The sequence below is a fragment of the Streptomyces sp. NPDC051582 genome (assembly GCF_040681715.1).
Classification (GTDB): domain Bacteria; phylum Actinomycetota; class Actinomycetes; order Streptomycetales; family Streptomycetaceae; genus Streptomyces.
The window spans coordinates 1-12,984 of record NZ_JBFAZJ010000036.1; the positions used below are offsets into that span (position 1 = coordinate 1).

General features: G+C 75.8%; 9 protein-coding genes. 2 read left to right on the top strand and 7 right to left on the bottom strand.

Features of this window, described 5'->3' with window-relative positions; genetic code table 11:
• Both AB0M92_RS33230 and AB0M92_RS33235 read right to left on the bottom strand, forming a co-directional pair.
• On the bottom strand, positions 1-221 hold a 221-nt coding region (locus AB0M92_RS33230), incomplete at its 3' end, for a transposase family protein (protein ID WP_366106067.1).
• Between the two features lie 59 nt (positions 222-280).
• Complete coding sequence (locus AB0M92_RS33235) at positions 281-2,968, bottom strand: phosphodiester glycosidase family protein (protein ID WP_366106068.1); 2,688 nt, start codon at positions 2,966-2,968, stop codon at positions 281-283.
• A gap of 199 nt (positions 2,969-3,167) precedes the next feature.
• On the opposite strand from AB0M92_RS33235, the gene AB0M92_RS33240 reads away from it, so the two are divergent.
• Entirely contained in the window at positions 3,168-4,025 is an 858-nt protein-coding gene (locus AB0M92_RS33240; RefSeq protein ID WP_366106069.1) for a DUF4328 domain-containing protein, read from the top strand.
• Positions 4,026-4,043: 18 nt separating this feature from the next.
• Here AB0M92_RS33240 and AB0M92_RS33245 read toward each other — a convergent pair whose 3' ends face one another.
• Both AB0M92_RS33245 and AB0M92_RS33250 read right to left on the bottom strand, forming a co-directional pair.
• Entirely contained in the window at positions 4,044-6,113 is a 2,070-nt protein-coding gene (locus tag AB0M92_RS33245) for a SpoIIE family protein phosphatase (protein WP_366106070.1), read from the bottom strand.
• A 53-nt stretch (positions 6,114-6,166) separates the two neighbouring features.
• Positions 6,167-7,267, bottom strand: coding sequence for a DUF6777 domain-containing protein (locus AB0M92_RS33250; protein ID WP_366106071.1), 1,101 nt, complete (start codon positions 7,265-7,267; stop codon positions 6,167-6,169).
• Between the two features lie 295 nt (positions 7,268-7,562).
• On the opposite strand from AB0M92_RS33250, the gene AB0M92_RS33255 reads away from it, so the two are divergent.
• Entirely contained in the window at positions 7,563-8,873 is a 1,311-nt protein-coding gene (locus AB0M92_RS33255; RefSeq protein ID WP_366106072.1) for a streptophobe family protein, read from the top strand.
• A gap of 23 nt (positions 8,874-8,896) precedes the next feature.
• Here AB0M92_RS33255 and AB0M92_RS33260 read toward each other — a convergent pair whose 3' ends face one another.
• From AB0M92_RS33260 to AB0M92_RS33270, 3 genes are read right to left on the bottom strand one after another with little or no spacing between them, the layout of a single operon-like run.
• Complete coding sequence (locus AB0M92_RS33260; RefSeq protein WP_366106073.1) at positions 8,897-9,847, bottom strand: serine/threonine-protein kinase; 951 nt, start codon at positions 9,845-9,847, stop codon at positions 8,897-8,899.
• Positions 9,844-10,524: a hypothetical protein gene (locus AB0M92_RS33265; RefSeq protein ID WP_366106074.1), complete on the bottom strand. Its 681-nt coding sequence runs from the start codon at positions 10,522-10,524 to the stop codon at positions 9,844-9,846. Before AB0M92_RS33265 ends, AB0M92_RS33260 begins: the two co-directional genes overlap by 4 nt.
• Positions 10,525-10,530: 6 nt before the next feature.
• Positions 10,531-12,939, bottom strand: a complete 2,409-nt coding sequence (locus AB0M92_RS33270) for an FHA domain-containing protein (RefSeq protein WP_366106075.1) — start codon at positions 12,937-12,939, stop codon at positions 10,531-10,533.
• Between the last annotated feature and the right edge of the window lie 45 nt (positions 12,940-12,984).

Below are 12,984 nucleotides of genomic sequence, written 5' to 3' on the forward strand. Positions count from 1 at the left end.
ATCCCGAAGAGCGGGGCGAGCTGGCGCATGGTGAGGTTGGTGCGGTAGTAGACGGCCACCAGCAGCACCCGGTCGGCCAGCGGCAGGCACCACGGGCGGCCGCCACCGGGACCGTTCCCGCCCCGCTCCCGCACCACCTTCACCAGCTTCGCGAACCGGTCGATCCGCAAGCCCGTGAACGTCTCCACCCACACCGGCTCAACCCGCAACACCCCACCCATACACGGAAAATGCCCGGAACTCAGCCTTCTGCAACACCCTTTAGGGGGCGCCTTTCGGGTCAGGGCCCGTGCCGGACGGCGAGCCAGTCGCCGCGGGCGAAGGCGTCCACTCCCACCAGGGTCCGACCGGTGCGCGGGGCGGCGACGGACAGGACCCCCTCGGAGCGGGTGGCCGCGAACTCCGGGGCGGCGAGGGTGAGGACGGCGGCGCGTTTGCCGGTGGCGCGGTGGAACTCGGCGAGCAGCCGGTCCGTCAGGGCCGATTCCTTGCGGTCCACGGTGCCCGGCGCATACGTCCGTACGACGGCCAGCGCGCCCGTCGCCGGCTCCCGGGCGGCCGCCGCCAGAGCCTCGCGCAGGGCCCGCATCCGGGACAGACCGCCGCCCGCCAAGGTGGGCTCGGCGGTGTCGAGCGGCAGGAACCGTACGCCGCGGTGCACGAAGGCGGGCCGCCGGCCGGTGCCGGTCAGCACGAAGTCGGCGCCGGGGCCGCCTTCCCCGACGGCGAACCGCCAGGGCCGCGCCCGGACCACGGCCTCGCCGGCCACCATCGGATCCCGGACCACGGGCCCGGCGGCGGGTCCGGTGGGCGGGGTCCGGGCGCCGAGCGTGTCGAGCGCGAGCCGTCCGGGACCGGTACCCCCGACCGCCGAGAGCCGGGTCACGGTGAACGGCGGCCGCGCGGTGGCGGGGAGCGCGAGGGTGACCTCCCGCCAGCCGGTCCAGTCCACGGCGGGCCCGGGCACCGTGACGGCGGCCCCGTCCGCGTCGGCCAGTTCGACGGCGGGCCGGGCCCCGGAGCCGTCGCCGCCCACCCAGAGCGTGAGCGAACGGGCCAGCTCCGGCACGGGCAGGGGCCGCGGCGGGGCGGCGCTGCCCCGTGCCCCGGCCCCGGGCAGCTCCAGGGCGAGGCCTGCCCCCGGATGCCCCTCGGCCACGGAGGCACCCGGTCCCGTCCAGTCCCCGACGTCGGCCAGATCGGTGACGGGCAGCGTGACGGACCCGACGCCGAGCGGGATCTCCACGCGGGCGGCGCCGACCGCGGCACGGAGGTGGCCCGTGGCCCGGGGGACGAGCGCGGTGACGGTGAAGCCGCCCCGTCCGTCATCGGCGACGCTCCACCGCGACCGGTCGAACTCCAGGGCCGCGTCCCGGGGTTCCACGACCGCGGCCGCGCCCTGCGCGTCGTACCCGGTCAGCCGGAATCCCGCCTTCTCCCCCTGCGCCGCGAACCCGATCCGGGGCTGGGTGGGCCGGATGCGGGTCAGCGGACCGAGCACTGTGAGTGGGAGCGCGCCGTGCGCCGTCGCGCGCCGGGCGTGCGCCGTCGCACGACCGGGGCGCACGGCGTGGAACACCCCGTCCGAACCGACCGTGCCCGCCCCCTCCCCGAACCACACCGGCGCTCCCTGGGCCGGGCCCAGCAGGGCGTCGTACCCGGTGGCCGCGAGGCTCCGGGTGAGCCCGGGGAAGACCCGGGTGAGTTCCTCGGCGGTGCCGCCGACGGGTTCGACCCGGTACCCGGCGGTCCGCCCGGAGCCCGCCGGCGCCGTGAGGACCAGCCCGTTCGCCACGGGCCGGAGCCGTCCGTCCGAAGGGGCGTTCTCCAGGGCCAGGTCCTTCGCCCCGCTCAGCCCGGCGAGCAGGGTGGTGGAGCCGCCGCCGTCGAGGTTCAGGGCCTCGTACGAGCCCAGCCGGTGCATCAGCGCGCCCAGCGCGGTCAGGGTGAGGCCGCCGCTGTCCCGCTGGCGGCCGTCCACGGCGAGGATCCGCATCCGCCGCCCGTCCCGCGAGAACCCGACGGCCGTGCGCGGGGCGGCGGTGTTGTTCGGTTCGCCGTCGTGGTCCTGCGGGACGCCGGCCACGACGAGGGCCTCGCGCCCGCCGACGGCCGCCACCGGGCCCGGTCCGCCGCCCGCGACGGCCCGGGCGGCGACGGCCACGGCGTCCCCGGGCCGCAGGGCGGCGAGTTCGGCGGCGGCGGCCACGTCCCCCGCGGCCGCCGCCAGCAGGGTCGTACCGGGCTCCGGACGCCCCCGGCGGACCGGCGCGCCCGTCCGCGGGGCCGCCACGGGGGCGGCGGGGGCGGCGGCCGTGACCCGGCCGTCCCGGAGCGCCACGGCGGTACCCAGCTCGGGCAGCCGCGTCCCCGGCCAGTCGGCGGTGTACGCGGAAAGGCCCCCGGCGGCCGACCGGGCCGCGTTGTATCCGGCCAGCGGGCGCACCGCCCCACCGGGCAGGGTGACGCTCCCGTCGAGCCCGATCCGCAGGACCCGGCCGGTGCCGTCCGCGCCGAACGCGACGGCCGGGGCCGCGGCCGGGCCGGGGCCCGCGGAGTGCAGCAGCCGGCCGCGGCCCAGTCCCGGGCCGAGCGGTGCGCCCGTACCCCGGATGTCGAAGAAGTCGCCGTTGACGGCGGCGACCACGCGCCGCCCGGGCCCCGCGGGGTGGCCGGCGGCGGACTCGGCGACGGTGGCCGGGCCGCGGCCGCCCAGGTACTCGGCGCGCACCCCGGCGCTCCCCCCGAGGTCGACGAGGAGCTCGTCGATCCGCAGCCAGCGGTCGGCCTCCAGCCGGTCGTACGACTCCAGCCGGATCCCGGGGGCGATCTGCCGGCCGGTCCGGGCGGTCTCGATCCCGTCGGGACCCGCGGCCGCGGCCTGCGCGGGAGCGGCGGCGAGCGCGGGGGCCGGGGCGACGAGGACGACGGCGAGCAGGACGGGCAGCAGCGGACGCAGGCTCAGCACCCAGGCAGGATCGGCCACTCGGCCCGCCCGGGACGGGCACGACCGTCCGTTCCCCGAGGATTCAGCCATTCGCCCGCCGTCCGGCTCCGGATAAGGATTTGGCCGCCGCATGCCGGGCTGGCAAGGTTCGAGCGTGCTCGCCGCAGGTCAGCGGGCACCCGCAGCTCAATCGCATGTTCCCGTGGGGGGTACACACCGCATGTCCTTCAACGAGCCGCAGGGCCCGCCGACTCCGCCTCCGCCTCCGCCTCCGGCGTACCCGGCTCAGCCCTACCCCGGCCAGCCCTACCCCGGCCCGCCGTACGCCGGCGGGCCCCAGCCCGGCCACCCCGCCGCCCCGTACCCCGCCGCCCCGTACCCCGGTATGCCGTACGCCGCGCCCCGGCCCCCCGCCGACGTGCTGCGCTCCCCGCGCGGCCTGGCCCTCGCCGTCTGCGTACTGCTCGGGGTCGCGGCCGCGGTCAACCTGTTCTCGGCGGCCGTCAGCGGGTACGTCCACTCGCTCATGCGGCGCGTGATCGCCGATCCGGCGGGCGTCGGCGACGACGCGCTCGACCGCTCGGACATCCTCACCGGCATCGCCGGCGGGCTCCAGGTCGTGATCCTGCTGGCGACGGCGGTCGTCTTCATCATCTGGTTCCACCGCGTCCGTGTGAACGGCGAGATCATGCGTCCCGACGTCTTCTCCCAGACCCGCGGCTGGGCCATCGGGGGCTGGTTCATCCCGATCGGCAACCTGTTCCTGCCGTACCGGACGGCCAAGGAGATCTGGACCGCCAGCACCCGGTTCGCACCGGACGGCTCGCTCCGCGAGGTCTCCGCCGCGCCCGTGAACGCCTGGTGGGCCGTGTGGGTCCTTTCGGCGCTGTCGGACCGCCTGTTCAGCACCCTGTACGGGCGGGCCGAGACCCCCGAGGCCCTGCGCGACGCGTCCTCCGTGGGGATGGTCTGCGACCTGCTCACGGTCGCCGCGGCCGTCCTCGCCATCGTCTTCGTCCGCAAGCTGACGGCCATGCAGACCGCGAAGGCGGAGCAGGGCCCGTACGCGTCGGTCTGACCCCGGCCGCCCCGCCGCTCACGGCGCCGCCCCACGCCCCGGTACGGCGAACTCGCACCACACGCTCTTGCCGCCGCCCCGGGGCTCCACGCCCCACTCCTCGGCCAGTCGGTCCACCAGCAGCAGCCCGCGTCCCGACACCGCCCAGTCGCCCGCCTCGCGCCGGCGCGGCAGGGCGCTGCTGGCGTCCTCGACCTCGATCCGGATCCGGCCCTCCGAGGTCAGCCGTACGTTGAGGTGGCCGCCGCCGTCCGTGTGCACGAGGGCGTTGGTCATCAGCTCGTCCGCCGCCAGTTCGATCTCGTCGGCCCGGTCCCCGGCGCCCCACGCGGCCACCGCCGCGCGGATCAGGTGGCGGGCCATCGCCGGTCCGTCGGGATCGCCCGGGGTGAGCGGCAGGCGCAGCGGGCCGCCGCCGCGCGGGGCGGGGGTGCCGCGGCGGCGCAGCAGGAGCAGGGCCATGTCGTCGCCGGCGCCCGCGTCGCCGACGAGGTCGCACAGCACGTCGGCGAGCTCCTCGACGTCCACGGGCCCGCCGCGGACCGCCTCCATGAGCTCCTGCATTCCGGCCCCGGGGGCGCCGCCCGGCCGCTCCAGCAGGCCGTCCGTGCACAGCACCAGGGTGTCCCCGGGGTGCAGTTCGAGGCTGGTCACGGGATAGCCGGCGCCCGCCCCCGACCCCTCGCGCGGCGGCAGCCCGAGCGGGAGCCCGCCGGCCACGGGGATGCGGTGGCAGCTGCCGTCGCCGCGCCGCACCACCGGGTCGAGGTGTCCGGCGCGCACCAGCTGGAGCATGCCGGTGTTCAGGTCCACCTCGGCGTAGGTACAGGTGGCGAACCGCTCCGTCTCCAGCTCCCGCAGGAAGGTCGAGGCCCGGGCCATGGCCGTGCCGGGAGTGTGCCCCTCGGACACGTAGGCCCGCAGGACGATCCGCAGCTGGCCCATGACGGCCGCGGCGTCCGTATCGTGCCCCTCCACATCGCCGATCATCACCCCGACGCGTCCTTCGCCGAGCTGGACCACGTCGTACCAGTCGCCGCCGATGTCCCGCCCCATCCGGGCGGCCCGGTACCGTACGGCGATCCGCGCGCCCGGCACCTCCGGGATCCGGCGCGGCAGCATCGCCCGCTGCAGGCCCTCCGCCAGATCGTGCTCCTGCTCGAAGAGGATGGCCCGCTGGAGGCTCTGCGCGATGCCGCTGCCGAGTGCGACGAGCAGGTTCCGCTCCTCGGCGGTGAAGTCCCCGTCCCGCCGGTACAGCAGCCCGAGCGCGGCGATGGCCCGGCCCTGGGCGATCAGCGGCAGGTAGACGCCGCTGCGCACGGACAGCGGCTCGATGTACGGCCACAGCTGCGGGTAGCGCTGCTGGAACTCCTCGCGCGAGGCGATGAACACCGGCTGGAGGTTCCGTACGGCCTCGCTCATCGGGAACCGCGCGTCGATGCGGGTGTACTCGATCTCCGGGACGTAACTGCCGAGCTGGCCCTCCGCGACGAGGTGGATCCGGCCGCCGTCGACGATGCCGAGCATCACGCTGACCGCGCCGAGGTGCCCGAGCGCCTCGGGGTCCTTGAGGACGTCGGTCACGTCGTTGACGGTGCGGGCGTGGGCCAGGATCGCGCTGGTCCGCTCGACGACCCCGGTCATCCGGCGGCGCCCCTCGTCCTGCTCCCCGCCGGCGCCGGGCTCGCCCGGGTCGTGGGCGGCGTCGCGCAGGATCCCGATGATCCGGTACGGGCGTCCGTTCGCCTCGCGCAGGATGTGGCCCTGGATGTGGGTCCAGACGGGGGTCCCGTCGCGCAGGCGGGTCCGTACGTACGCCCCGTAGTGGCTGCGGCCGTCCTTCAGCGCCTGGGCCACCCGGGCGTCGAGCCTGGCCCCCTCACCCGGCGGGACCCGCGCCCGCAGCCCTTCGGGGGTTCCGGTGAACTCCTCCGGGCGCAGGTCGAGGACCCCGAGGGCGGTGGGATCCAGATGCATCTGCCCACTGTCGAGGTCCCAGTCGAAGGTGCCCATGTGGTTGAGCGCGAGGCTCATGTCCGGCTGTGCGGGCCAGTCGACCTCGGGGCTCGCTCCCCTTTCGGCCATGCTGCCAGGGTCTCACCGTTCCCGTACGCGTGCCCGCACAAGCCGGCCGTCGGCTATTCGGCGGTGCCGGGGGCGGACGGCGTGGCGGAGTCCGGCGGGCTCCCGGGCGGGGGCTGGGACGCGGGTTCGGAGGCGGGCTTCGACGCCTCCTTCGATGCGGGCTTGGGCGTCGGCCTGGACGCCGGTTTCGACGCGGGCTCCGACGCCGGTTTGGACGCAGGCTCCGACGGGTGCTTCGGTGACGGACCGGACGGGGGCGGGGACGCCGGCGGGGGCGAGGACACGGGCGCCTCCCCGGCCGGGGAGTGCGAGGTGGCCGGCGGGGACGCGGGCGCCGTGGAGGTCGCGGGGGCGGAGTGCGAGGGAGTGACCGGCGCGGGCGGGAGCACCGGCGGCGGCACGGGCTTGTCGTGCTTGCCCTGGTGGTCGCCCCGGTCCCGCTCGAACCAGCGGCGGTCGTGGTGGTCGTAGATCACGAACTTGTGGACGACCTGCTCCGACGGGGCGATGACCACCACGTTCGACGGCCGGTAAGAGCTCCACGGCTGCCCGTGCCGCTTCGGGTCGGCCGGCAGCGCCACCGGGGGTCCGAGCGGGTTTCCGCAGGCGCACCGCACCCGCGGCACCCCCCGGTCGTCGATCAGGACCGCGGTGCCGGCCTGGAGCACCGCCTGGTAGCCGGTGGCCTTGCCGTCGCGATAGCCGTGGTTGGTGACCCGGGTGTCCGTGCGCAGCTGCACCGGGGTGAGCGAGCGCAGGTATCCGGGGACCGACTGCGGCCGGATGCCCAGCGCCGAGGCGAAGGCCTCGTTCTTGGCGGGCTGGGCGGACAGCGCGCGGATCTGCTTCTCGACGTCGCAGCTCGTCACCGACTGCGTGCCTCCGTACAGGCCGGGCGCCGCACCGCTGATGCTGCGGGTGGCGGTGGCGCCGGTGCTGGGCGTGGCGCCCTGCGGTGACGGAGCCGCGCTCTGCGGCGGCGGTACGGCCTCGCGCGCGGCGGTGGACTCGGTGAAGGGGTCGGGGCCGGTGGCGGAGGCGGGCTGGAGGAACACCTCGCCGCGGGCGGACGGGGAGCCGCTCGGCCGGGTCAGCACCACCACCAGGGCCACGAGGGCGGCCACCGCGACGAGAGCGGTGGCCAGCCTGGGCACGGACCGCCACCAGTGCCCCTCGGGGGGCGGTCCTGGCGGCGGGCCCCCGGTCGGTGGAGCGGGTGGAGTCGGCGGCGGGCCCTGCCGCCCGCCCGAGAGGGGGCCGGACGGCGGACCGGTGGGGCGCGGGCCCGGCGGCCGCGCGGACTCGGTGGGTCGCTGCGGCTCCTGGCCGGGGCCGGAAGGTTGCGTGGTCACGGGCTCTTCTTCCAGGCGGCGGAGTTCCGGTCCCTGCGGACCATTGTGTGCGTCGTCCCGGTGGTGGCCGCAAGCCGAGCATGCCTACGGTTGCGGCGTGAGCGTGAGCAGTCCGTCATCCCCCCGACCGGCATCGGCGCACTCGCCGTCCGCAGGCTCCGCGCGGTCCTGGCGCGACGCCCTCGTCGCCGTCGTGGCGGGCTTCGCCGTGATGGCCGCCGTCGCGACGGCGGGTCTGGCCTGCGCGGGCGCGACCGGTCTGCCGGGCGGTGCGTTCCCCCGGGTGGTCGCCGCGGTCGTCGTGATGGCGGCCGGCGGATCGGTCGAGGTGACGGGCGGGGCCGGCTTCCTGGCCGAGGCCGACGCGAGCCTGTCCGTACTCCCGCTCTCGGTGAGCCTCGCCGGGGCCCTCACGGCGGGCTGCCTGTTCCTGCGGCCCCTGCACAACCGGGCGGTGACCCGGCCGGGGGAACTCCTGGCCCGGGCCGGCCCGTTGGTCCTGCTGTGGCTGCTCGCCCTCACCGGCGCCGCGCTCCTGGCCCGCCAGAGCTTCGCGATCGCCACGGGCGACTCGCCGATCGCCGACCTCGGCGAACTGCTCGACGTCTCCCCGACGGCAGGCTTCCGGGCCGCCCTGCCCGCGACCCTCGGCTTCGGACTGCTGTGGATCCTGGGCCTGTTGCTGATCGCCCTGCTGGTCTCGCGCCGCGCCCCCCTCCCGGCGGGGCTGGTCCGCTTCCACACGGCGGTGCGGCCCGCCGCCTTCGCCACCGTGGCGCTGCTCCTCGCGTACGTGGTCATCGGCATCGGCGTCGGTCTGGTGGTGGCCGCCACCCGGGGGCACGCGGACCGGACCTTCGCGGTGATCCTGCTGGGCCTGCCCAACCTGGCCTGGCCCGCGCTCACCGTGGGATTCGGCGGGGCCTGGGAGGGCAGGGCCCAGGGGCCGTTCGGGCTGCCGGTGCCCCGGCTGCTGGACGAGGTGCTGCGCGGGCCCGACCTGTCGCGGGTCGACGTGGCCTCGCTCGCCGAGCACGACTCCCGCGCCTGGTGGCTGGTGGCCGTCGCCGCCGTCCTGCTGCTCGGTACGGGCTTCCTGGCCGCCGTGCGCTCCCCGGCCGGCGTCCGCGCCTGGCAGCACGCGCTGCACCTGGGCGTCGCCCTCGCCCTCGCCACCCTGGTGGTGTGCCTGCTGGCCGGAGTCCAGGCCCGGTTCGGCCTGTCGCTGCTGGGCATCGGGGACGCCGGCGGGCTCGGGGGCGCCGCGGAGCTGCGCCCGGTGCTGTGGCGCAACGTGGGCCTCGCCCTGCTCTGGGGCGCCCTCGCAGGATTCCTCGGCGCGCTCCTGGCCCGGCCCGTGCACCGGCGCGGTCTCGTCGAGAAGCCGCCCGCGGCCGCCGGAGGATGACCGGTCAGCCGGATGACCGGCCGTCAGCCGGGGTCCTCCTCCCGGAACACCGGCAGTGCCCAGCGCGGCGGCGGAGGCAGGGCGCCGGGCAGCGGGGCCGCCGCCGCGCCGGCGCGGCGCAGTGCCCCCGTGAATTCCAGGCAGCTGTTCCACCGGTCCTCCGGGGATTTGGCCAGGGCCTTGGCCAGCACCTCGTCCACGGCGGCCGGCAGCCCGGGCCGCAGTGAGCTGACCGGGGGCGGCGGATCGAACTGGTGGGCCCACAGCAGTGCCATGTCGTCGTCCCGCCGGAAGGGCGGGCTCCCGGTCAGCGTCTCGTGGACGACGCAGCCCAGGCTGTAGACGTCGCAGCGGCCGTCGACCGGCTTGCCGGAGATCTGCTCGGGCGCCACGTAGTCCAGGGTGCCGACGAACTGCCCGACGCTCGTGAACCCGGTCAGCGAGAGCGACTTCTTCGTCAGCCCGAAGTCCGTGAGGTACACGTGCTCGGGGTGCTCGCTGTCCGTCCCCTCCGCGACCAGGATGTTCCCCGGTTTCACGTCCCGGTGCACCAGGTCGTGGGCGTGCGCCGCGTCCAGCGCGGAGGCCACCTGTCCGGCGATGCGGGCGGCGGTCTCCACCGCCAGCGGCCCGGTGCGGTCCAGCAGGGCCCGCAGGTCCTGGCCGGGGACGTAGCGCATCGCGATGTACAGCAGTCCGTCGGTCTCGCCCGCCTCGAACACCGGCACGATGTGCGGGTGGTCGATGGCCGCGGCGACCTTCGACTCGTGGGCGAAGCGCTGCCGGAAGACGTCGTTGCGGGCGAGTTCGGGGGCCAGCAGCTTGAGGGCGACCGGTCGGTCCAGGCGCAGGTCGCGGGCCAGGTAGACGACCGCCATGCCGCCGCGGCCGATCTCGCTCTCCACCAGGTATCCGGCGATCCGCTTCCCGCGCAGATCGCAGGGGCGCCCGCCCGGGGACCCGGCGGCCGTCACGGCCCGCCCCCGCCCTCGGGCGGGGTCACGATCCGCGTGGGCTCGTGTCCGGCCGGCGGCGTCGGCGACTCGGACCCGGAGTGCTGCGGCTCCGACGGCTGCGGCGGCGCCGCGTGGTGCGGCTCCGAAGACGGTGGCTCCGAAGACGGTGGCTCCGAAGACGGTGGCTCCGACGGGACCCCGGGGCCCTCGTCGACCGCGTACGTCACGAAGCCGGCGCCGTCCCCGTACGTCCAGCGCCCGGAGTCCTCCTCGTACAGCCAGACGGACTCCCCGTCGACCACGATGCCCGCCCGCAGCCCCCGGACGGCCTGCCGGAAGTCATCCGCTCCGGTGCGCCCGGAGGCCAGCTCCCCGGCGGCCTGCCGGTAGCGCTCCAGGGCCTCGGCGGTGCGCGCGAGCAGCGGCAAGGGGTCCTCGGCGCGCGCCGTCGGCCGCCCGCCGGCCGGCGCAGGCTCGGGCACGGGGACCAGCAGCCGCCCGTCCACCCAGGCGGACCAGCCGTTGGCGCACAGGACCTCCCCCCACTCGCCGCGCCGGGCCAGCAGTCGTACGGGCAGGAAGGGGTCCAGGGCCACGGTGGGCCGGGAGACGTCGGGCCCCTCCCATGCGGGCAGACCCTCCCGGGGGACCACGTGGGTGGGGTGGAAGTCGGCGGGACCGGCCGTGGTGGTCATCGGCGGCTACTTCCGCATGATCGCGGGCTCGTGGCGGCGCAGCAGCCGCAGGACCAGCACCCCGAACAGGACGGACAGGGCGACCAGCATCCCCATGTCCAGCAGCCACACCCCGGGGCTGTGCGCGAAGAGCGGGTCGTCGGTGAGCTTCCCGGGCACGATCGCGCCGAGGTCGATGGTGCCCGCCATGGCGCCGAGCGCCCACCGGGAGGGCACCAGCCAGGCCAGCTGTCCGATCACCGGTACGCCGTCGAGCTGGAGCAGGGCCCCGCAGAACACCACCTGGACGATGGCGAGGAGGACCAGCAACGGCATGGTGACCTCCTCCTTGCGGACCAGGGCGGAGACCAGCAGGCCCAGCATCATCGCGGTGAAGGACAGCAGGGCGACGGCGAGGGTGATTTCGACGAGGGGCGGCATGAAGACGCCCTTGCCGCCCGGTGCGTTCGTATCGACCCCGTAGAGGCCGACGAGCGTCAGCACCACGGCCTGGGCGACGGTGACGGCGCCGAGCACCAGCACCTTCGACATCAGGTAGGCGGATCTGGACAGGCCGACGGCCCGTTCCCGCTGGTAGATGACGCGCTCCTTGACCAGCTCGCGCACGGCGTTGGCGGCGCCGGTCAGCACGCCGCCCACGCACAGGATGAGCAGGGCGTTGATCGCGGTCTCCGCGGTGAGGGCGCTGCCGGCGAGGGCCCGGGCCATGGCGCCCATGACGAACGGCAGCGCGATCATGATCGCGAGGAACGTGCGGTCCGCGCTGAGCGCGGCGGCGTAGCGGCGCATCAGCGTGGAGAGCTGGGAGCCCCAGCTCTGGGCCTTGGGCGGCGGGGCGACGAAGTCCGCCGCCTTGGACCGGTCCTCCTCCTGCCGGGGCTGCCGTGCGGCGTTCCGTACGTACGTGCGGTGCTGCTGGGAGGCGAGGTACTCCCCCGCCCAGTCGCGGTCCCGCTCGTTCTCGAAGGCTTCGAAGGCTTCGGGCCACTGGTCGAAGCCGAAGAAGGCGAGCGTCTCCCCCGGCGGCCCGAAGTACGCGATGCGCCCGCCCGGGGCGAGGACCAGCAGCCGGTCGCAGACGTCGAGGCTGAGCACGCTGTGGGTGACGACGATGACGGTGCGGCCGTCGTCGGCGAGGCCGCGCAGCATGTGCATGACCGAGCGGTCCATGCCGGGGTCGAGCCCGGAAGTGGGTTCGTCGAGGAAGAGGAGCGACGGCTTCGTGAGCAGCTCCAGGGCGACGGAGACGCGTTTGCGCTGGCCGCCGGAGAGGCTGTGGATGGGCTGGTCGGCGCGCTGTCCGAGGCCGAGTTCGCCGATCACCTCGTCGACACGGGCCTGGCGTTCGGCCGCGGCGGTGTCCTGCGGGAAGCGCAGTTCTGCGGCGTAGGTGAGGGCGCGGCGGACGGTGAGCTGGGCGTGCAGGATGTCGTCCTGGGGGACGAGGCCGATGCGGCTGCGCAGCTCGGCGTAGTCGCGGTAGAGGTCGCGGCCGTCGTAGAGGACGGTGCCGTGGTCGGCGGGGCGCAGTCCGGTGAGGGCGCCGAGGAGGGTGGACTTGCCGGCTCCGCTGGGGCCGACGACGGCGAGCAGGCATTTGGCGCCGACGGGGAAGGAGACGTGGTCGAGGAGGGTCTTGCGGCCGTGGTCGACGGCGACGGCGAGTTCCTGGACGTCGAGGGAGACCTCGCCGGTGTCCACGTACTCCTGGAGCTGGTCGCCGACGAGGCAGAGGGCGGTGTGGCCGATGCCGATGACGTCGCCCTCGGTGACGGGGGCCCGGTCGGTGCGGGTGCCGTTGAGGAAGGTGCCGTTGTGGCTGCCGAGGTCGGCGATCTCGTAGGTGCCGTCGGCGAGGGCGCGCAGTTCGGCGTGGCGGCGGGAGACGATGAGGTCGTCGATGACGAGGTCGTTGGCGGGGGCGCGGCCGATGCTCACGGCGGCCCGGGCGGGCAGCGGGCGCACGGTGGTGGGCCGGCGGAAGGTGCCGGTGAGGGACGGGTGGGACACGGCGGACGGCCGGGCTCCGGCGGACTCGGGGACGGGGGCGGCCGGGGCGGAGGGCGCGGGGGCGGCCGGGGCGGGGGCGGTCGGGGCGGGGCCCAGCAGCAGGGCGCGCGGACCGTCTGCGGCGCTGCCGAAGCGCAGCTCGCTGCCCGCGCCGACGCTCCACTCGTGGATGCGGTGCCCGTCGGCCCAGGTGCCGTTGGTGCTGCCCTCGTCCTCCACGGTCCAGTGGTCGCCGTCGGGGCGCAGGATCGCGTGGTGCCAGGAGACGCGGGCGTCGTCGAGGCAGACCTCGCAGAGGGGGTCGCGGCCGACGTGGTACGTCCGGCCCGGGACCATCGCGGTGGTACCGGCGTCGGTTTCCAGGACGAGCTCGGGCGCGGTCGGCACACCGGGGCGCTGGGCCATGCGCAAATTTTCCCACGATCCGTCCGGCTCGGCAGGGATCTGCAT